Annotated in this window: 14 protein-coding genes; 5 read left to right on the top strand and 9 right to left on the bottom strand. The window is 71.9% G+C overall.

From position 1 onward, the window contains the following. Nucleotides 1-31: 31 nt before the first annotated feature. From AB0399_RS07140 to AB0399_RS07175, 8 genes are all read right to left on the bottom strand, one after another. On the bottom strand, nt 32-1978 hold the full coding sequence (locus tag AB0399_RS07140; protein WP_366410516.1) for an IucA/IucC family siderophore biosynthesis protein: 1947 nt from the start codon (nt 1976-1978) through the stop codon (nt 32-34). Beyond that, on the bottom strand, nt 1975-2523 hold the full coding sequence (locus AB0399_RS07145) for a GNAT family N-acetyltransferase (protein ID WP_366410517.1): 549 nt from the start codon (nt 2521-2523) through the stop codon (nt 1975-1977). The genes AB0399_RS07140 and AB0399_RS07145 overlap by 4 nt, the downstream gene beginning before the upstream one ends. Beyond that, entirely contained in the window at nt 2520-3848 is a 1329-nt protein-coding gene (locus AB0399_RS07150) for a lysine N(6)-hydroxylase/L-ornithine N(5)-oxygenase family protein (protein ID WP_366410518.1), read from the bottom strand. The genes AB0399_RS07145 and AB0399_RS07150 overlap by 4 nt, the downstream gene beginning before the upstream one ends. Beyond that, the gene (locus AB0399_RS07155) at nt 3832-5295 is read right to left on the bottom strand and encodes an aspartate aminotransferase family protein (RefSeq protein ID WP_366410519.1); all 1464 of its coding nucleotides are present in this window, start codon (nt 5293-5295) and stop codon (nt 3832-3834) included. The genes AB0399_RS07150 and AB0399_RS07155 overlap by 17 nt, the downstream gene beginning before the upstream one ends. 109 nt (nt 5296-5404) lie before the next feature. Continuing rightward, nucleotides 5405-6571: an acyl-CoA dehydrogenase family protein gene (locus tag AB0399_RS07160; RefSeq protein ID WP_328464351.1), complete on the bottom strand. Its 1167-nt coding sequence runs from the start codon at nt 6569-6571 to the stop codon at nt 5405-5407. A 2-nt stretch (nt 6572-6573) separates the two neighbouring features. Beyond that, complete coding sequence (locus AB0399_RS07165) at nt 6574-7506, bottom strand: hydroxymethylglutaryl-CoA lyase (RefSeq protein ID WP_329374287.1); 933 nt, start codon at nt 7504-7506, stop codon at nt 6574-6576. A gap of 155 nt (nt 7507-7661) precedes the next feature. After that, nucleotides 7662-9671 (bottom strand): biotin carboxylase N-terminal domain-containing protein, encoded by a 2010-nt coding sequence (locus tag AB0399_RS07170; RefSeq protein ID WP_366410545.1) that lies wholly within the window; start codon nt 9669-9671, stop codon nt 7662-7664. Between the two features lie 41 nt (nt 9672-9712). Beyond that, complete coding sequence (locus tag AB0399_RS07175) at nt 9713-11341, bottom strand: carboxyl transferase domain-containing protein (RefSeq protein ID WP_366410520.1); 1629 nt, start codon at nt 11339-11341, stop codon at nt 9713-9715. A gap of 84 nt (nt 11342-11425) precedes the next feature. On the opposite strand from AB0399_RS07175, the gene AB0399_RS07180 reads away from it, so the two are divergent. The 3 genes from AB0399_RS07180 to AB0399_RS07190 are packed head-to-tail and all read left to right on the top strand — an operon-like array spanning nt 11426 to nt 14127. After that, complete coding sequence (locus AB0399_RS07180; protein WP_328464348.1) at nt 11426-12055, top strand: TetR/AcrR family transcriptional regulator; 630 nt, start codon at nt 11426-11428, stop codon at nt 12053-12055. Between the two features lie 33 nt (nt 12056-12088). Continuing rightward, a complete protein-coding gene (locus AB0399_RS07185; RefSeq protein WP_366410521.1) occupies nt 12089-13246 on the top strand; it encodes an acyl-CoA dehydrogenase family protein in 1158 nt (385 codons plus the stop codon). After that, the gene (locus AB0399_RS07190) at nt 13243-14127 is read left to right on the top strand and encodes an acyl-CoA thioesterase II (protein ID WP_366410522.1); all 885 of its coding nucleotides are present in this window, start codon (nt 13243-13245) and stop codon (nt 14125-14127) included. The genes AB0399_RS07185 and AB0399_RS07190 overlap by 4 nt, the downstream gene beginning before the upstream one ends. A gap of 99 nt (nt 14128-14226) precedes the next feature. On the opposite strand, the gene AB0399_RS07195 is transcribed toward AB0399_RS07190, so the two are convergent. Continuing rightward, a complete protein-coding gene (locus AB0399_RS07195) occupies nt 14227-15111 on the bottom strand; it encodes a phosphatase (RefSeq protein WP_366410523.1) in 885 nt (294 codons plus the stop codon). Nucleotides 15112-15297: 186 nt separating this feature from the next. On the opposite strand from AB0399_RS07195, the gene speB reads away from it, so the two are divergent. After that, entirely contained in the window at nt 15298-16257 is a 960-nt protein-coding gene (speB, locus tag AB0399_RS07200) for an agmatinase (protein WP_328464344.1), read from the top strand. Nucleotides 16258-16418: 161 nt separating this feature from the next. After that, nucleotides 16419-20318: an ABC transporter ATP-binding protein gene (locus AB0399_RS07205; RefSeq protein WP_366410524.1), complete on the top strand. Its 3900-nt coding sequence runs from the start codon at nt 16419-16421 to the stop codon at nt 20316-20318. Nucleotides 20319-20386 lie beyond the last annotated feature (68 nt).

Genomic DNA, 20386 nt, shown 5'->3' on the forward strand with positions numbered 1-20386 from the left:
ATCCTGCCCGTTTTCGGGCACCCCTGCGCGATTAGTGAGGGCCGAACGGGTGAGCGGCGAGCGGATTGTCCAGTATTCCGACGAACTGGAGTGCCGCCGAGGGGTCGGCGAGGTCGACCATGCTGCGGTTGTTCCGGAGCTGGAGCCGGTTCAGGCAGGACCGGGCGAAGCTCGGCGCGAACAGGTCGTGGCGGCGGAAGCGCCCGGCCAGCTCGGGGTGGGCCCGCTGGTAGTCCGCGACGCACTCGGCGACCGTCCGCCAGAAGGCGTCCTGGTCCAGGACCCGGCCGGTGTGCAGGATCGCGGACAGGAAGCGGAGGAAGCAGTCGAAGACGTCCGTGAACACGCACAGCGCCTGCTCGTCGTCCGGGATGTCGGCGCGGACCCGCCGCACCTCCGGCGGCAGATCCGCCTTCGGGTCCATCACCACGATCTCCTCGGCGATGTCCTTGAAGACCACCCGCTCCACCCGGCCGTCGGCGTCGAGCACGAGGATGACGTTCTCGCCGTGCGGCATGAAGGCCAGGCGGTGGGCGTACATGCAGTGCACGACCGGCACCAGGTACGCGTCCAGGTAGCCGCGCAGCCAGCGCTCGGGCGGCTCGCCGGAGCGGGCGATCAGCGCGGCGGCGAAGGAGCCGCCGTCGGGATCGACGTGCAGCAGCGAGGCCATCGTCGCCGCCGACCGCCCCGGGCCCAGCCCGGGCACCGGGCTCTCCCGCCACAGTGCGGCCAGCATCTTGCGGTACGGCGAGCCCGGCTCGGTGGCGGCCTCGTACGGCAGCGGGTGGTAGCCGACGGCGGCGCGCTCGCGCAGGATCGAGAAGCGGGCGGCGGTCAGGGTCGGGTCGGCGGCGACCAGGTCGGCGACCCAGTCGTTGATCGCGGGGGTGCCGGCCATGTACGCGGCGGACAGGCCGCGCAGGAACCCCATGTTGAGGACGGACAGCGCGGTCTTCACGTAGTGGCGTTCGGGGTGGTCGGCGTTGAAGAAGGTGCGGACCGACTGCTGGGCGAGGTGCGTGTCGTCGCCGGGGCCGAGGTGGACGAGGTGCCGCTGGGCGACCTCGCCGGCGAAGGTGGTGGCGAGGCGGTGCTCCCACTGCCAGGGGTGGGCGGGGATCAGGAGGTAGTCGGCGGGGTCGAGGCCGAGGTCGCGGAGGGTCCGCGCGAAGCGCTCCCGGGTGGAGGCGTCCAGCTCGCCCGCGATCAGGTCGTCGTAGCTGAGGCCGGCGCCCACGCTGAAGCGGGCGCGGTCGCGGTGGGCGGCCAGCCAGGTCAGCCGGACGGGGGTGGCGGCCTCCGGGGTGTACACGGCCAGGTCGTGGGCGCCGAAGCCGATGCGGCCACTGTTGGCCACGAAGCAGGGGTGCCCTTCGAGCATGGCGGCTTCGACGGTCTGGAAGGGGGCGCGGCTGAGGGCGGCGGCGCTGGGAGTGGCAGGGGTGGCGGGGGCGCCGGGTGCGTGCCGGGTGCCGTCCGCGCCAGGGGTGCCAGGGCCGGCGGTCGTGCCGTCGCCGGTGTGCTTGCCGTACTTGTACGCGAGCGACGCGAGGGTGGAGGTGATCTCCTCCAGGTACAGCGGCAGGACGTCGTCGCCGAGTGCGAGGGAGGCGCGGAACTCCGCGAAGAAGGCGAGCGCGTCCAGCGGCATGTCCTCGCCGATGGGGTCCGGGGCGGCCGGGCTCTGGGCACTCTCGCGGGTCCGGGTGAGGGAGGCCGGGTCGAGGTGCCAGTGGTCGAGCGCCAGCCGGTCGGCGCGGAAACGGTACGCCGTGCCGCCGTCGTCGCTGCGGACCGTGTACCACCCGCTGCCGCGCTCCTCGTCGCGGGCCGGCGTCAGCAGCTTCTCGTGCGCGAACTCCGCGAGCGCCTTGCGGACCAGGTGGCGGGTCGCGCGCGCCCACAGTTCCGGGTTCAGGTGGGCGGTGGCCGGGTCCAGGGCCGGTTCCAGGCCCGAGCGGACGGAGGTCGTCATCGCACCCGCCCCCCGTCGAGCGCCGCTTCGTACCCCGCGCGGGTGCAGATGCTCAGCAGCGCCTCCTTCTCCGGCTTGCGTATCCGGCGTACCACCTCGAAGCCGACCGTCTTGTTGAGCGCGTGGACCGCGGTGTTGCGGACGTCCGGCTCGACCACGACGCGGCGTACCGAGGGGTCGGCGAACAGTTCGCCCATCACCGCGGCGATGACCGCCCGGGTGAAGCCGTGCACGGGCCGGTCGGCCGGCGCGACCAGGAAGTGCATCCCGACGTCGCCGGGCTCGGCGTCGTACAGCCCGGGCAGTTCCACCCGCGCGGGGTCGTACCGCTCCAGCAGGCAGACGGGTTCGCCGTCGGACGACCCGATGAACGCGTCCTGGTACGGCGCCTGCGCGATGTCCGCGTAGGCGCGCTCGACGTCGTACCGGCTCGCGTCGGCCATCAGCCAGAACGACGCCTTGGGGTGGGTGACCCAGGTGTGCAGCAGGCCGGCGTCGGCGGGCGGGTCGACCGGGCGGAAGGTGAAGCGGGCGGAGGCGGTCATACGGTGAACTCCTGGAAGGCGATGGCCGTTTCCACCCGGTACGGCTCCTCGCCGTCGAGCAGGTGGCGGATGATGCGGGAGTTGCGGTAGGCGGCCATGCCGAGGTCGGGGGCGGCGAAGCCGTGGGTGTGCAACTCGGCGTTCTGGACGTAGATGCCGCGGCCGGTGACGTCGATCGCGTAGTCCCGACTGACGTCGTAACGGCCCTGGTCGTCCCAGCGGATGCGGTCGCGGACCGGGTCGAGGAAGTCCGGCACCTGGTAGCGGTAGCCGGTGGCCAGCACCAGGCCCTCGGTGGTGAGGGTGTGCGTGCGGTCCTGCTCGTGCTGGCGCAGCCCGAGGGTGTACGTGCCGGTGGCCGGATCGTGATCGGCGCTGTCCAGCGAGGTGTTGGTGAGCAGGCGGGTGGGGACCTTGCCGCGGCGGCTCTTGGCGTAGAGCAGGTCGAAGATCGCGTTGATCAGGTCGGAGTCGATGCCCTTGTACAGGCTCTTCTGCGTGCTGTTGAGCGAGTCGCGGACCGGGGCGGGCAGCGCGTGGAAGTAGTCGATGTACTCCGGTGAGGTCATCTCCAGGGTGAGCTTGGTGTATTCGAGCGGGAAGAAGCGGGGGGAGCGGGTCACCCAGGTGAGGTGGTAGTCGAGGGCGTCGATGTCCTGGAGCAGGTCGTGATAGATCTCGGCGGCGCTCTGCCCGCTGCCGACGATGGTGATGCTCCGCTTCTCCTGGAGCCCGGGTTTCGCCGCCAGGTAGCGGGAGTTGTGCAGGAGGTCGCCGCCGAGGCCGTCCACCGCGGAGGGCAGGTGGGGCGGGGTGCCGGTGCCCAGCACCAGGCGGGGCGCGTGGTACGTCTCGCCGTTCGCCGTCCGCACCTCGTATTCCGCGTGGCGCTCGTCGTAGACCACCTCGGTCACGGTGCGTTCGAAGCGCACCGAGGACAGGCGGGCGGCGGCCCACCGGCAGTAGTCGTTGAACTCCTCGCGCAGCGGGTGGAAGTTCTCGCGGATGTAGAAGGGGTACAACCGGCCGGACTGCTTGAGGTAGTTGAGGAAGCTGAAGGGCGAGGTGGGGTCGGCGAGGGTCACCAGGTCGGACATGAACGGGGTCTGGAGGCTGCTGCCCTCCAGGAACATGCCGGAGTGCCAGTCGAAGTCGGGCTTGCTCTCCAGGAACACGCCGCGGGGGTGGGGGAGCGGGGCGGTGAGGCAGGCGAGGCCGAGGTTGAAGGGACCGAGGCCGATGCCGATGAAGTCGAGCGCGTCGCCGGAGCCGGCCGGTTCCGTAGCCGTGGCTGCGGCGTTGCGGGGGTCACGAGGCGTGGACAAGCGTCTCTCCCGTGGTCGTGGTGGCGAGGTGGCGGTCGGCGTGCCCGGCGAGCAGGTCGAGGACCGCGGTGATGTCGGCGAGCGTGGTGTTCGGGTTGAGCAGGGTGAACTTCAGGTAGTGGCTGCCGCGGACCTTCGTGGCGGCGACCACGGCCTGGCCGGCGGCGGACACCGCCTGGCGGGCGTGCAGGTTGGCGCGGTCGATGTCGGACGGGGTCGCGATGCCGGACGGCAGCCAGCGGAAGACCAGGGTGGACAGCGTGGGGCGGACGACGACCTCGAAACGGGGGTCGGCGTCCAGCGCCGTCCAGGCCGCGTCGGCCAGGTCCAGCACCTCGTCGAAGAGCGCGCCCACCCCGTCGGCGCCCATCACCCGCAGCGTCATCCACAGCTTGAGCGCGTCGAAACGGCGGGTGGTCTGGAGCGACTTGTCCACCTGGTTGGGGATGCGCTCGGCCGCCGCTCGGCGGGGGTTGAGGTAGTCGGAGTGGTAGGTGGCGTGCCGCAGCGTGCCGCGGTCGCGCACCAGCACGGCACTCGAACTGACTGGCTGGAAAAAGGACTTGTGATAGTCGACGGTCACGGAGTCGGCGGCCTCGATGCCGTCGAGCAGGTGCCGGCGGGTGGTGGAGGCGAGTAGCCCGCAGCCGTAGGCGGCGTCCACATGCAGCCAGACGCCGTGCCGCGAGCAGAGCGCGGCGAGGGCCGGGAGCGGGTCGATGGAGCCGAAGTCGGTGGTGCCGGCGGTGGCCACCACGGCCATCGGGACCAGCCCGTCGCGGGCGCACTGCTCCAACTCACGTGCGAGCGCCGCGGGTTGCATCCGCCGGTCGCGGTCGCAGGGCAGCGTGATGACCGCGTCCGCGGACAGGCCGAGGAGCTTCGCGGACTTGCGGACGCTGAAGTGGCCGCACTCGGAGGTCAGGATGCGCAGCCGGGCCGGATCGGCGCCGTGACCGACCGCCTCCTCCCGGGCCAGCAGCAGCGCCTGGAGGTTGGACTGGGTGCCGCCGCTGGTGAACACCCCGTCGGCGGCCGGGCCGAGGCCGATCCGGGCCGCCGTCCAGTCGATCAGCCGGCGCTCGATCAAGGTGGCGCCGGCGCTCTGATCCCAGGTGTCCAGCGAGGAGTTGACCGCGCTGAGCACGGCCTCGGCGGCGATCGCGGGGATCGCCACCGGGCAGTTGAGATGGGCGAGATAACGGGGATGGTGGAAGTAGACGGCGTCGCGCAGATAGACCGACTCCAGCTCCTCCAGGGCGGCGGCGGTGTCGCCGAGGGGCTGGTCGAGGTCGACGGCGTCGACCCGGGGAGCGAGGGCGTCGGGGCTGATGCCGGTGAACGGCCGGTCGGTCGCGGCCAGGGTGGCCGCCACCCGCTCGACTCCCTCGGCGACGGAGCGCCGGTACTGCTCCGTCGTGGCGTCACTGAGCAGGTGTGAGCGCATGGGTGGACCTCTCACTGGGGGGATGAGTTAGGTTAGCCTAACCTAACTCACCGGCCCCGGTGGGCCCACCCCAGCACTTCTGCCCCTTTCGCCGGCTACCTCTGCCGCGTTATTCGGACAATCCCAACTCCCTTGCGATCAGCATCCGCTGGACCTCGCTGGTGCCCTCGCCGATCTCCAGGATTTTGGCGTCCCGCCACATCCGGGCCACCGGATACTCGTTCATGAAGCCGTACCCGCCGTGGATCTGGGTGGCCTCGCGGGCGTTGGTCACCGCGATTTCCGAACTGTAGAGCTTCGCCAGCGCCGCCTCCTTCTTGAACTTCTCCCCGCTCACCAGCCGCGACGCCGCGTCCCGCCAGGCCAGTCGCGCGGTGTGGGCCCGCATCTCCATGTCCGCGAGCTTGAACTGGATCGCCTGGTTGGCGCCGATCGGCCGCCCGAACGCCTTCCGCTGCCGCGCGTAGGCCAGTGACTCGTCCAGGCACCCCTGCGCCAACCCGGTGGCCAGCGCGGAGATCGCGATCCGCCCCTCGTCCAGAATCCGCAGGAACTGGGCGTATCCCCGGCCCTCCGCACCCAGCAGGTTCGCCGCCGGCACCCGGCAGTCCGCGAACGACAACTCCCGGGTGTCCGAGGCGTTCCACCCGACCTTGCTGTACTTCTTCGACACCGTGAACCCCGGGGTGCCGGACGGCACGATGATCGAGGAGATCCGCGGCCGGCCGTCCTCCTTGCGACCGGTCACCGCGGTCACCGTGACCAGGCCGGTGATGTCGGTCCCGGAGTTGGTGATGAAGCACTTCGTGCCGTTGATCACCCACTCGCCGCTCGACTCGTCCAGCCGCGCGGTGGTCCTGGTGCCGCCCGCGTCCGAACCGCACTCCGGCTCGGTCAGCCCGAAAGCACCCAGCATCTCGCCCGAGCACAGCCGCGGCAGCCAGGTCCGCTTCTGCTCCTCCGTGCCGAACCGGAACACCGGCATCGCGCCCAGCGACACCCCCGCCTCCAAGGTGATCGCCACCGACGAGTCGACCCGCGCCAACTCCTCCAGCACCAGCCCCAGCGCGAAGTAGTCCCCGCCCATCCCGCCGTACTCCTCCGGGAACGGCAGCCCGAACAGGCCCATCCGCCCCATCTCCCGCACGATCTCGTACGGGAACTCCTCCCGCTCGTAGAAGTCGCCGATCTTCGGTGCGATCACATCGCGGGCGAACTCCGCCACGGTCGCCCGCAGCGACTCGTGCTCCTCGGACAGACGGTGGTCGATCGACATGGCTACGGCTCCCGGTGGGTGAGGGCGCGGACGGTACGGGACGGGCTCGGCCGTCCCAACTGCTCCGCCATCCAGACGCTTGTGGCGCTGAGGCGGTCGAGGTCGACCCCGGTCCTGATGCCGAGTCCGTGCAGCATCCAGACGAGGTCTTCGGTGGCGAGGTTTCCGGTGGCGCTCTTGGCGTAGGGGCAGCCGCCCAGGCCGCCGGCCGAAGCGTCGACGACGCCGACGCCCCGCTGGAGTGCGGCCAGCGTGTTCGACAGGGCCTGACCGTAGGTGTCGTGGAAGTGCACCGCGAGGTGTCCGATCGGGACCCCGCCGGCGGTCAACTCGTCCAGCAGCGCCACCACATGGCCCGGAGTCGCCACCCCGATGGTGTCGCCGAGGCTCAACTCGGTGCAGCCCAGCTCGTACAGCCGCCTGGCCACCCCCGCCACCTGCCCGACCGGTACCGGGCCCTCCCAGGGGTCGCCGAAGCACATCGACAGATAGCCGCGCACCCGTACTCCCTCGGCCCGGGCCCGCGCCACCACCGGCTCGAACATCGCCAGCGACTCCGCCACCGTCCGGTTCAGGTTCGCCCGGGCGAAGGACTCGGTGGCGCTGCCGAACACCGCGATCTCCCGCACCCCCAGCTCCAGCGCCCGCTCCAGCCCCCGTGCGTTCGGCACCAGCACCGGCAGCCGCAGCTCCGGGTCCCGGGCCAGGTCGGCCAGGAGCGGCATCAGCTCGGCCGCGTCCGCCAACTGCGGCACCCACGTGGGGTGGACGAAGCTGGTCGCCTCGATCGTGGTCAGCCCCGCTTCCGCCAGCCGGTGCACGAACCGCGCCTTCACCTCCGTCGGCACCGTCGACTTCTCGTTCTGCAGGCCGTCACGGGCGCCGACTTCATGGATGCGGACGTACTCCGGCAGTCCCGGCATCGGCACCGCCATCGGCAGGCCCGCGGGCAGCCCCTCCGTGCGGCTGCTCGTGCCCGCTTCCGGGCTGCTGCCGCTGCTCCCGCTGCTCCCGCTCCTTCCGTCAGTCCCGTCAGTCCTGCCGGCACCGCCGGTCCCGGTGCCGCGCACCGCCGATCCGTCGCCGGCCGTCATGACGCCTCCCCGGAGCCGAGGGCCGAAGCGTCCGGGTCGCCGTCCGGCGCCACCACCGCCAGCACCTGGTCCATCGCCACCGTGCTGCCCGCGGTGACGTCGATCTCCGTCACCGTGCCGTCATGCGGCGCGGCGATCACGTGCTCCATCTTCATGGCCTCCACCACCAGCAGACTCTGCCCCGCCACCACCTGCTCGCCCTTGGCGACCTTCACCACCGTGACCGTGCCCGGCATCGGCGCGGTCAGCGCACCACCCCCGGCGCCCGCCGCCGCACCCCGCAGCGCCGCCGCCACCGGGTCGTACGACTGCACCCGCCAACTGTCGCCGTCCCGGCCCAGCCACTCGCCCGCCCGGTCGAAAGCCGACGCCCTGTCCTCGCGGTACAGCACCACCCGCGAGCCGGTCACATCGATGCGTGCCCGCACCGGCGGACCGTCGCCGATCCGCACCCGGCCGTCGCGCACTCCCACCCGCACCGGCTCCCGGCCCGGCACCCGCAGATGGTGCACCGTCCAGGCCGGCTCCCCGCCCAGCCGCCACCCGCTCGGCACCGAGAACGGGTCGACCCACCCGCCGTCCTCCGCCGGCGCTGCCAACTCGCGCTGCCGCAGCAGCGCCGCCGCCTCGTACACCTCGTCCGGCACCCCGTCCGGCAGCAGCCCGGCCGCGTCCCGGTCGATCAGCCCGGTGTCCAACTCGCCCGCCACCACGGCCGGATGCGCGAGCAGCCGCCGCAGGAACCCGGTGTTCGTCTCCAGGCCCAGCACCACCGTGCCGGCCAGCGCCGCCCGCAGCCTGCGCAGCGCCGTCGCCCGGTCCGGGCCGTGCGCGATCACCTTGGCGAGCATCGGGTCATAGGCGGTGCCGACCTCGGTGCCCGCCGCCAGACCGGAGTCCACCCGCACCCCGGGCCCGGCCGGGTCACGCAACTCCAGCACGGTGCCCGCCGACGGCAGGAAGTCCACCGAGCCGTCGCCCGGCCGGGCCGTCTCCGCGCAGATCCGCGCCTCGATCGCGTGCCCGGTCAGCGTCACGTCCTCCTGGCCGAAGTCCAGCGGTTCCCCGCAGGCCACCCGCAGCTGCCACTCCACCAGGTCCAGCCCGGTCACCAACTCCGTCACCGGGTGCTCCACCTGGAGCCGGGTGTTCATCTCCATGAAGTAGTACGCGGCCGGGTCCGCGCCGGGCACGATGAACTCCACCGTGCCCGCGCCGGTGTACCCGCACGAACGCGCCGCCTGCACCGCCGCCTCGCCCATCGCCGCCCGGGTGGCCGGGTCCAGCAGCACCGACGGCGCCTCCTCGATCACCTTCTGGTGCCGGCGCTGCAACGAGCACTCCCGCTCGCCGAGGTGCACCACATTGCCGTGCGCGTCGGCCAGCACCTGGATCTCGATATGGCGCGGCCGGTCGATCCACCGCTCCACCAGCAGCGTGTCGTCCCCGAACGAACCGCGCGCCTCCCGGCGGGCCGCCGCGATCTCCTCGGGCAGCCGCGCCGTGTCCCGTACCAGCCGCATGCCCTTGCCACCGCCGCCCGCGGACGGCTTGAGCAGCACCGGCATGCCGATCTCCCGCGCCGCCTCGGCCAGTTCGCCGTCGGTCAACCCGCTGCCGCTGCTGCCGGGCACCACCGGCACCCCGGCGGCCTGCACGGTCTGCTTGGCCCGGATCTTGTCGCCCATCAGCTCGATCGCGTCGGCCGGCGGCCCGATGAAGACCAGCCCGGCCTGTGCGCAGGCCCGGGCGAAGCCCGCGTTCTCGGCGAGGAATCCGTATCCGGGGTGGACGGCCTGCGCACCGGCCGCGCCCGCCGCCCGCACCAGCTCGGACGCCGACAGGTAACTGTCCACCCGCACCGCGGTGTCGGCCTCCCGCACATGCCGGGCGCCGGCGTCCGCCTCGGTGAACACGGCCGCCGACCGCACTCCTGACTCCCGCAGGGTGCGCATGACCCGCACCGCGATCTCTCCCCGGTTGGCCACCAGCACGGTGTCGAACATCGCCGGCCGGCTCGGGGTGGTGTTGCTGCTCATCTTGGCCCTCACATCCGGAAGACGCCGTAGCCCGGCGCGGTCGGATCGGCTTCGGGCAGTGGCGCGTTGGCACAGGCGGTCAGCGCCAGACCCAGTACGGTGCGGGTCTCCAGCGGGTCGATCACCCCGTCGTCCCACAGCCGGGCCGTCGCGTAGTAGGCGTTGCCCTGGGTCTCGTACTGTTCGCGGATCGGAGCCTTGAACTCCTCCTCCGCCTGCTCGCTCCACTTCTCGCCGGCCGCGGCCAACTGGTCCCGCTTCACCGTCGCCAGCACCGAGGCGGCCTGCTCGCCGCCCATCACGGAGATCTTGGCGTTGGGCCACATCCACAGGAAGCGGGGGCTGTAGGCCCGGCCGCACATGGAGTAGTTCCCGGCGCCGTAGGAGCCGCCGATCACCACCGTCAGCTTCGGCACCCGGGCGCACGCCACCGCCGTCACCATCTTCGCGCCGTGTTTGGCGATGCCGCCCGCTTCGTACTGCCGGCCCACCATGAAGCCCGAGATGTTCTGGAGGAAGAGCAGTGGGATGCCGCGCTGGTCGCAGAGTTCGATGAAGTGCGCGCCCTTGAGGGCGGATTCGGCGAACAGGATGCCGTTGTTCGCCACGATGCCGACCGGATGGCCCTGGAGGTGGGCGAATCCGGTGACCAGCGTGGTGCCGTACTCCGCCTTGAACTCCGCGAAGCGGCTGCCGTCGACCAGCCGGGCGATCACCTCCCGCACGTCGTACGGCGTACGGGAGTCCGCCGGCACCGCGCCGTACAGCCCCGCCGGGTCCACCGCGGGCGGTTCCGCGGGCCGCACCGTCCACGGCGGCGCGCCCCGGGCCGGCAGGGTGGCCACGATGTCGCGGACGATGCTCAACGCGTGCGCGTCGTCCTCGGCGAGATGGTCGGTGACACCGGACGTCCGGGAGTGCACCTCGCCGCCGCCGAGTTCCTCCGCGGTGACCACCTCTCCGGTGGCGGCCTTCACCAGGGGCGGGCCGCCGAGGAAGATCGTGCCCTGGTTCCGCACGATCACGGCCTCGTCGCTCATCGCCGGGACATAGGCACCGCCGGCGGTGCACGAACCCATCACCGCGGCGATCTGCGGGATGCCGCGGGCCGACATGGTGGCCTGGTTGTAGAAGATCCGGCCGAAGTGGTCGCGGTCGGGGAAGACCTCGTCCTGCCGGGGGAGAAAGGCGCCGCCGGAGTCCACCAGGTAGACGCAGGGCAGCCGGTTGTCGAGCGCGACCTCCTGGGCCCGCAGGTGCTTCTTCACGGTCATCGGGTAATAGGTGCCGCCCTTGACGGTGGCGTCGTTGGCCACCACCACGACCTCGCGGCCCGAGACCCGGCCGATGCCGGCGATCACCCCCGCCGCGGGGGCCTGGCCGTCGTACATCCCGTCGGCGGCGAGCGGAGCCAGTTCGAGGAAGGGGGAGCCCGGGTCGAGCAGTCCGTCCACGCGGTCCCGCGGCAGCAGTTTTCCCCGGGAGGTGTGCCGTGCGCGCGCCTTCTCCCCGCCGCCGAGCCGCGCGGCGGCAAGCTTGTCACGCAGAGTCGCCGTGAGTGCGGTGTGCGCCTGCGCGTTGGCGCGAAATGCCTCCGATGCCGGATCTGCGGCACTGGACAGGGCGGGTGCTGCCATGGGTCGGCCCCCCGGGTGTTAGCGAGCGTTAACCTGATGACTCCACGTTAACGCTCGCTAACGGGATTGTCTAGACTCGATTTCATGAGTCCGACCAAGGCTGTGGAAAACCGGCGCGAGCAGATCCTCCGAGAGGCCGCGCGGCTCTTCGCCGAGCGCGGGTTCCACGGAGTCGGCGTGGACGAGATAGGGGCCGCGGTCGGCATCAGCGGCCCCGGGCTGTACCGGCACTTCGCCGGGAAGGACGCGATGCTCGCCGAGTTGCTGGTCGGGATCAGCGGGCGTTTGCTGGCCGCGGGCCGGATGCGGGTCGCGGAGACCACGGAGCCCGCCGAGACGCTGGACGCGCTGATCCGCGGCCACATCGACTTCGCCATCGACGACCGGCCGCTCATCACCCTGCACGACCGCGAGCTGGACCGGCTGCGCGAATCCGACCGCAAACTCGTCCGCCAGCTCCAGCGGCAGTATGTGGAGGAATGGGTGGCGGTGGTCCGCCGGGTGTACCCCGGCGCCACCGAACTGGAGGCCCGAGCCGCTGTCCACGCCGTGTTCGGCCTGCTCAACTCCACGCCCCACCTCGGCGCGCAGTCCGGCCTGCCCGACCGCGCCGGGATGGCCGCTCTTCTGCACCGCCTCGCGCTCAGCGCGCTGGACGCCCTCGGCGGCGGCCCTGCCCTGGACAGCGGTGACGACCGGCGGGTAACTTTCTGAGCGCTTGCTTAATTCTCGGATGGGAGGCGCGCTGTGCGTCGTACGGTGTTCAACGAGGACCACGAGGCGTTCCGCGAGACGATACGCGCCTTCATCGAGGCCGAGGTCGTCCCCGTCTACGACGAGTGGCTGGCGGCCGGGCAGGTACCGCGGGAGTTCTACTACAAGCTCGGTGAGCTCGGTGTGTTCGGCATCGAGGTGCCCGAGGAGTTCGGCGGCGCGGGCGAGCGCAGCTTCAAGTTCCAGGCCGTGATCGGCGAGGAGCTGGCCCGCGCCGGTGTCAGCTTCGGCGGCAGCAGCGTGCACGTCGGCCTCTGCCTGCCGTACGTGATGGCGTACGGCACCCAGGAGCAGAAGAAGCGCTGGTTGCCCGGCTTCGTCAGCGGCGAGACCATGTTCGCCATCGCGATGACCGAGCCCGGCACCGGCTCCGACCTGGCCGGCATGAAGACCACCGCGAAACTCGCCGACGACCGCAGCCACTACGTCCTCAACGGCGCGAAGACCTTCATCACCGGCGGCGTCCACGCCGACCGCGTGATCGTCTGCGCCCGCACCGCCCCGCCCACTCCCGAGGACCGCCGCGCCGGCATCTCGCTCTTCGTCGTCGACACCAAGTCCGACGGCTACGCGGTCGGCCGCAAGCTGGACAAGCTCGGCCTGAAGACCTCCGACACCGCGGAGCTGTCCTTCACCGACGTCCGCGTGCCGGTGGAGGACCTGCTGGGCGAGGAGGGCAAGGGCTTCTCCTACCTCGGTCAGAACCTGCCGCAGGAGCGACTCGCCATCGCGGCCGGCGCCCACGCCCAGGCCGCGGCCGCGATCCGCTTCGCGCAGGCGTACGTCCAGGACCGCACCGTCTTCGGCAAGACCGTCGCGTCGTTCCAGAACACCAAGTTCGAACTCGCCGCCTGCAAGGCCGAGGTCGACGCCGCCGAGGCCGTCGTGGACCGCGCGCTCGAAGCCCACGACCGGCGCGAGCTGTCCGCCGCCGACGCCGCCTCGGCCAAGCTCTTCTGCACCGAGGTCGCCGCCCGTGTCATCGACCGCTGCCTCCAGCTGCACGGCGGATACGGTTACATGAACGAGTACCCGATCGCCCGCCTCTACGCGGACAACCGGGTCAACCGGATCTACGGCGGGACCAGTGAGGTCATGAAGTCGATCATCGCCAAGTCGATGGGCCTGTGAACGAGAAACCGACACCCCTGCAGTCCCTGCTCGGCCTCCTCGACCTGGAGCGGATCGAGCAGGACATCTTCCGCGGCTTCAGCCGCTCGGCCGTGGTGCCGCGCGTCTTCGGCGGGCAGGTCGCCGCGCAGGCCCTGGTCGCCGCCGGCCGCACCGTGCCCGAGGAGCGCGCCGCACACTCCCTGCACGCGTACTTCCTGCGGCCGGGCGACCCGGGCGCGCCGATCGTCTACCAGGTGGACCGGATTCGCGACGGCCGCTCGTTCACCACCCGGCGGGTCGTCGCGATCCAGCACGGCCAGCCGATCTTCCACCTGTCGGCGTCCTTCCAGATCCATGAGGACGGCCTGGAGCACCAGGAGGCGATGCCGCCGGCGCCCGACCCCGAGACGCTCCCCTGCGCCGACGAACTGCTGCCGGCCCACGCCGACAAGTTCCCCGATCCGACGGTCATCGACCGGCTGCTCGAAGCGCGGGCCGCCGTCGACCTGCGCTATGTCGAGGACCCGCCCTTCCTCACCGCGGGCGTGCGCCGCGAACCGCGCTCCCAGGTGTGGTTCCGCACCCGTGGCAAGCTCGCCGACGACCCCTTGCTGCACGTCTGCCTGGCCACCTATGTGTCGGACATGACGCTGCTCGACTCGGTGCTCCTCGCGCACGGGCGCGGCGGCTGGGCGGTCGGCGACGTGGTGGGCGCCAGCCTCGACCACGCCATGTGGTTCCACCGCCCCTTCCGCGCCGACGAGTGGCTGCTGTACGACCAGCAGAGCCCGTCCGCCTCGGGCGGACGCGGGCTGGGCACCGCGCGCATCTACACGCAGGACGGCGCGCTGGCCGTGTCGGTGATCCAGGAGGGCCTGGTCCGGGTGCCGTGGGACTGAGGCCGGCGCGCCCCGCAGAGGGCCTCGGTCGGCGATAGGGGGGCGGGGGCGGCGATCGGGGTCGGTGTCCGGGCTCCGACGCTCCCTGGTCCCCGGTTCCTAGTCGCGGGTCTTGCGGGTTCTGGTCCTTCGGGTCCGGGGGTCCGGGCGGTGCCGGCCGCCACCGCCCGGCCGGGGCGCCGCCGGGCGGCGCCGCAGGTCGGCCGCGTCCAGCAGGTAGGAGGCCATCGGCGCGTAGAAGTGCGGCTGCACGTTGTCGTCGAGCGGCACGCTCACCAGGACGCTGCCCTCGGACTCGCCGACGAACAGCGCCGGGTCGTTGGAGTCCGCGAAGCCGACCGTGTCGATACCGCGCGCCCCCGCGCAGCCCGCCCAGCCGTGGTCGGCCACCACCAGGTCGGGCAGCCCCCGCCCGTCGCGCTCCAGGGCGTTGAGCACCTCGGTCATCGGTTCCGGTGAGTGGGTGTGCACCAGGCCGCCACCCCGGTGCAGCATGAAGACACCGCCGAGGTAGCGGATCTCGCCGCCGTCCGCGTACAGGTTCTCCGCCGGTCCGACCACCTGGCAGCCGACCGCCCGCAAGGCCCCGGCAAGTACGTTGTGCACCGCGAACAATCCCGCGGGATGCCCGCTGGCCAGCAGGACCGTTGAGCGGCTCTCCGCCGCCTTCTTCAGCACCTCCGCCATACGGTCCAGGCCGTCGACGGTCAGCTCAGGGTCGATGGTGTCCTGCCCGTGCACGTGCTCGGGGTCGGCGACCACCCCGCAGCGCTCCGCCATCAACTCCAGCACCGCCGACTCCTCGGTCCACCGGTCACCGAGGTCCAACCCGAACCAGAAGTAGCGGTTGCCCTCGGCGAGCTCCCGGTAGTGGTCGAGGTTGTTCTCGCGCGTGGTCGCGACGTCTCCGGCGATCCGGGTGCGTATCAGGTGCGAGACGAGGGCCTGGCGGGTGGGGGTGGCAGGCAGCGGGTCCATGGGCATGGAGACATTCTCCCGCCCCCGCGTCCCGGTATGCGACGTGCCCCGGATCGACGCCGAGGCGTAATCACCGTCGCCGATTGGAGGAAACGTACATTTCGGGGGCCGATGGGGGACCGTAGGGTCGGCGGGCACCGGCCGTACCGAGAAGCGCCGTACCGAACCGCCACACCGAGAAGAGGCAGCCACATGAGCAGCGCCCAGCCGCGCGGCCCCGTCGACTCCTCGCGTGTCCCGCGCTACGCGGGCCCCGCGACCTTCGCCCGTCTGCCCCGGCTCGACGAGGTGGGCAGTGCGGACGTCGCGGTCGTCGGCGTGCCCTTCGACACCGGGGTGTCCTACCGCCCCGGCGCGCGTTTCGGCGGCAACGCCATCCGCGAGGCTTCCCGACTGCTGCGCCCGTACAACCCGGCGCAGGACGCCGCCCCCTTCGCGCTTGCCCAGGTGGCCGACGCGGGCGACATCGCCGCCAACCCGTTCGACATCGGTGAGGCGGTCGAGACCATCCAGACCGCCGCAGACGACCTGCTGGCGACCGGTGCCCGCCTCATGACGCTCGGCGGCGACCACACCGTCGCCCTGCCGCTGCTGCGCGCGGTCGCCCGCCGGCACGGGCCGGTGGCCCTGCTCCACTTCGACGCGCACCTCGACACCTGGGACACGTACTTCGGCGCCGCGTACACCCACGGGACGCCGTTCCGCCGCGCGGTCGAGGAGGGCATCCTCGACACCTCGGCGCTCTCCCACGTCGGAACCCGCGGCCCGCTGTACGGCAGGAAGGACCTCGACGACGACGAGAAGATGGGCTTCGGCATCGTCACCTCCGCCGACGTGATGCGCCGCGGCGTCGACGAGGTCGCCCAGCAGCTGCGGGAGCGGATCGGCGACCGGCCGCTGTACATCTCGGTGGACATCGACGTCCTCGACCCCGCGCACGCCCCCGGCACCGGGACCCCGGAAGCCGGCGGCCTCACCTCACGCGAGCTCCTGGAGATCCTGCGCGGCCTGTCCGGCTGCCATCTGGTGTCGGCCGACGTGGTGGAGGTCGCCCCGGCCTACGACCACGCGGAGATCACCTCGGTCGCCGCTTCCCACACCGCCTACGAGCTCACGACGATCATGGCCCGGCAGATCGCGGCAGCCCGCTGAGCCGTCCGAATCACTCGAAGTGATTACGACCAAGGTCGCACTCATGTGCGACCTTGGTCGTTGGTTTTGTTGCGGGAGGATGAAACGCGCGGTGCGGCGCGTTGGGAGCGTCGGCAGGACAAGCGGCGGCGGGTCGCGGGACGAACGTGGTGGAGGACGGCGTGGCGAAGGCGAGACCGGGGGCAGCGGCTGAGGACGGCCCCGAGCAGGGCTGGCTCCGGAGGCTGAGCGGCTATGCCTGGCGGTACAAGCGCAGCGTGCTGCTGTCGCTCGGCGCGTCCCTCGCGGGCATGGGCGTCACCGCCCTGGTCCCGCTGGTTCCCAAGCTGATCATCGACGACGTCATCGTCAAGCACGACAGGCCGCTCGCGCCGTGGGCCATCGCCCTGGTGGTCGCCGCCGTCGTCGTCTACGTGCTGACGTACCTGCGGCGGTTCTACGGCGGGCGCCTCGCCCTCGACGTCCAGCACGACCTGCGGGACGAGATGTTCCGGTCGATCATGCGGCTCGACGGCCGCCGCCAGGACGAGCTGAGCACCGGGCAGGTCGTCGGCCGCGCCACCAGCGACCTCCAACTGATCCAGGGGCTGCTGTTCATGCTGCCCGTCATGATCGGCAACCTGCTGCTCTTCCTGCTCTCCCTCGTGGTGATGCTCGTCCTTTCCCCGGTGCTGACCCTGGTCGCGCTGGCCGTCGCCCCCGCGCTGTGGTTCATCGCCGACCGCTCCCGCAAGCGGCTCTTCCCCGCCACCTGGTACGCCCAGGGCCAGGCGGCGGCAGTCGCCGGCGTCGTCGACGGGTCGGTCACCGGGGTGCGGGTGGTCAAGGGCTTCGGCCAGGAACAGCAGGAGATGGGCAAGCTGCAGAAGGTCAGCCGCCGCCTCTTCGCGGGCCGGCTGCGCACCGTCCGGCTCAGCGCCCGCTACACGCCGGCGCTCCAGGCGGTCCCCTCGCTCGGCCAGATCGGCATGCTCGCGCTCGGCGGTTGGATGGCCACCCGCGGCCAGATCACCCTGGGCACCTTCGTCGCCTTCTCCACCTACCTCGCCCAGCTCACCGGCCCGGTCCGGATGCTCACCATGATGCTGACCGTCGGCCAGCAGGCCCGCGCCGGAGTCGAGCGCGTCCTCGAACTCATCGACACCCGCCCCACCCTCGACGAGGGCACCAAGACCCTCCCGCCGGGCGCCCCCGCCACCGTCGACTTCGACAACGTCTCCTTCGGCTACAGCGCCCAGCGCCCGGTCCTCGACGGCTTCGACCTGAGCATCGAGCCCGGCGAGACGGTCGCCGTCGTCGGCGCCTCCGGCTCCGGCAAGTCGACCGTCTCCCTGCTGCTGCCCCGGATGTACGACGTGACCGGCGGCGCCGTGCGGATCGGCGGTGTGGACGTCCGCGAGCTGACCTTCGAGTCGCTGCGCTCCGCGATCGGGCTGGTGCCCGAGGACAGCTTCCTGTTCTCCGACACCGTGCGGGCCAACATCGCCTACGGCAAGCCCGACGCGACCGACGAGGAGGTCCTGGCGGCCACCCGCGCCTCCCAGGCCCACGACTTCATCACCGCACTGCCCGACGGCTACGACACGGTCGTCGGCGAGCAGGGCCTGACCCTCTCCGGCGGCCAGCGGCAGCGCGTCGCCCTGGCCCGCGCGATCCTCACCGACCCGAGGCTGCTGCTCCTGGACGACGCCACGTCCGCGGTGGACGCCCGGGTCGAGGCGGAGATCTTCGACGCCCTGCGCCAGGTGATGCGCGGCCGTACGACGCTGCTGATCGCCCACCGCCGCTCCACCCTGGCCCTCGCCGACCGGATCGCGGTCCTGGACGCGGGGCGCCTGGCCGACCTGGGTACCCACGACGAACTCCAGGCGCGCAGCCCGCTCTACCGCGCGTTGCTCACCGACCCCGAGGCGCTCGGCGCCGACGTCGTCGACCTCGACCCGGCCGGCGCCGCTGTGTCGCGGACCGTCGAGCGGTGCGGACACGAGATGGCCGCCGACGGCACCTGCGCCGACCCGGAGTGCCTGCTGCTGGCCGAGGAAGAAGCGGTGGCCGAGGCCGAATCGGTGCGGGACGCGGCCGCGGGCATCACCCCGGAGCTGTGGCCCGAGCACCTCCGGGTGGACGAGGACGACGATCCGTCCGGCGGCGGCACATCGGCGCCGGCGGCCGCGCGCAGGACCGCGGCGGGCCCGGGCGGAATGGCCGGCGCGCTCGCGGGGATGCCCGCCACTCCGGAACTCCTCGCCAAGGTCGCCGCCTTGCCGCCCGCCCTCGACACGCCCGACATCGACGAGGAGCGCGCTCGCTCCGCCGACCAGACATTCGGGCTCGGCAGCATGCTCCGCGGTTTTCGCACCCCGCTGCTGCTCAGCCTGCTGCTCGTCGCGATCGACGCGATCGCCGGACTGCTGCTGCCGGTCCTGATCCGGCACGGCATCGACGCGGGCGTGCGCAGGCAGGCGCTGGACGCGGTCTGGGTGGCCTCCCTGCTCGGCCTGGCACTGGTCCTGCTGCAGTGGGTGGTGGAGTGGGGCTCGACCCTGCTCACCGGCCGCACCGGCGAACGCGTCCTGTACACCCTGCGCGTGAAGATCTTCGCCCACCTGCACCGGCTCGGACTGGACTTCTACGAGCGGGAGCTGTCCGGCCGCATCATGACCCGGATGACCACGGACGTGGACGCCCTGTCCACCTTCCTGCAGACCGGTCTGGTCACGGCGCTGGTCAGCGTGCTGACCTTCGTCGGCATCCTGGTGGCCCTGCTCGCCATCGACGTGCAGCTCGCTCTGCTGGTCTTCGCCACCCTGCCCCTGCTGGTGATCGCCACCTGGGTCTTCCGCCGCAAGTCCGTGCGCGCGTACGAGTCCGCCCGCGAGCGGATCGCCGTCGTCAACGCCGACCTGCAGGAACACGTGGCCGGCCTGCGCGTGGTCCAGGCGTTCCGCGGTGAGCAGCACGGCGCCCGGCGCTTCCTCAGCCGCAGCGACGAATACCGCACGGCCCGGGTCCGCGGCCAGTTCCTGATCTCGGTGTACTTCCCGTTCGTACAGCTGCTGTCCAGCGTGGCGGCCGCGCTGGTGCTGATCGTCGGCGCCCACCGGGTCAACGCGGGCACCCTGACCGCGGGCGCCCTAGTCGCCTACCTGCTCTACATCGACCTGTTCTTCTCCCCGGTGCAGCAGCTCTCCCAGGTCTTCGACGGCTTCCAGCAGGCCTCGGTCTCGCTCGGCCGCATCCGTGAACTGCTGCGCCGGCCCACCACCACACCGCAGGCCCGGGACCCGCGGCCGGTGCACCGCCTGCGCGGCGAGATCACCTTCCAGGACGTCTTCTTCCGCTACGGCGGCGCCGACGCCGAAGGAACCGACGCCCTGGCCGGTATCGACCTGCGGGTGCCCGCCGGCCAGACCGTCGCCTTCGTCGGCGAGACCGGTGCGGGCAAGTCCACGCTGGTCAAACTCGCCGCTCGGTACTACGACCCGACCGGCGGTGCCGTCCTCGTCGACGGCACCGACATCCGCGAGTTCGATCTGACCGGCTATCGGCAGCAGTTGGGCGTCGTCCCCCAGGAGCCGTACCTGTTCGCGGGCACCATCCGCGACGCCATCGCCTACGGGCGGATGGACGCGACCGACGCCGAGGTGGAGGCCGCCGCCCGCGCGGTGGGCGCCGACGGGATGATCGCCTCCCTCGAAGGCGGCTACCTCCACCACGTCGCCGAACGCGGCCGGAACCTGTCCGCGGGCCAGCGCCAGCTCATCGCCCTGGCCCGCGCCGAACTCGTCGACCCCGCCGTCCTGCTGCTCGACGAGGCCACCGCGGCACTCGACCTCGCCACCGAGGCCCTGGTCAACCAGGCCGCCGACCGGCTGTCCGTCCGCCGCACCACCCTCGTGGTCGCGCACCGGCTCAGCACCGCGGCCCGGGCAGACCGGGTCGTGGTCCTCGACCACGGCCGTGTCGTCGAGGACGGCACCCACGAGGAACTCCTCGCCCGCGACGGTCGGTACGCCGGGCTCTGGCGCACTTTCACCGGCGAGGTCCGTTCGGCGGCCTGACCTCCGCCGCCGTGAACCCGTCACCCGGCCTGTCACCCGGCCCGTCACCCAGTCCGGGTGACGGGCCG

It is taken from the genome of Streptomyces sp. NPDC088194 (genome assembly GCF_040702025.1).
Classification (GTDB): Bacteria; Actinomycetota; Actinomycetes; order Streptomycetales; family Streptomycetaceae; genus Actinacidiphila.

Excerpts from the sequence above, each read along its gene's own strand:
- AB0399_RS07140 (WP_366410516.1), bottom strand. The coding sequence starts at position 1,978 with ATGACGACCTCCGTCCGCTCGGGCCTGGAACCGGCCCTGGACCCGGCC.
- AB0399_RS07145 (WP_366410517.1), bottom strand. The coding sequence starts at position 2,523 with ATGACCGCCTCCGCCCGCTTCACCTTCCGCCCGGTCGACCCGCCCGCC.
- AB0399_RS07155 (WP_366410519.1), bottom strand. The coding sequence starts at position 5,295 with ATGCGCTCACACCTGCTCAGTGACGCCACGACGGAGCAGTACCGGCGC.
- AB0399_RS07160 (WP_328464351.1), bottom strand. The coding sequence starts at position 6,571 with ATGTCGATCGACCACCGTCTGTCCGAGGAGCACGAGTCGCTGCGGGCG.
- AB0399_RS07165 (WP_329374287.1), bottom strand. The coding sequence starts at position 7,506 with ATGGCGGTGCCGATGCCGGGACTGCCGGAGTACGTCCGCATCCATGAA.
- AB0399_RS07170 (WP_366410545.1), bottom strand. The coding sequence starts at position 9,671 with ATGTTCGACACCGTGCTGGTGGCCAACCGGGGAGAGATCGCGGTGCGG.
- AB0399_RS07175 (WP_366410520.1), bottom strand. The coding sequence starts at position 11,341 with ATGGCAGCACCCGCCCTGTCCAGTGCCGCAGATCCGGCATCGGAGGCA.
- AB0399_RS07180 (WP_328464348.1), top strand. The coding sequence starts at position 11,426 with ATGAGTCCGACCAAGGCTGTGGAAAACCGGCGCGAGCAGATCCTCCGA.
- AB0399_RS07195 (WP_366410523.1), bottom strand. The coding sequence starts at position 15,111 with ATGCCCATGGACCCGCTGCCTGCCACCCCCACCCGCCAGGCCCTCGTC.
- speB (WP_328464344.1), top strand. The coding sequence starts at position 15,298 with ATGAGCAGCGCCCAGCCGCGCGGCCCCGTCGACTCCTCGCGTGTCCCG.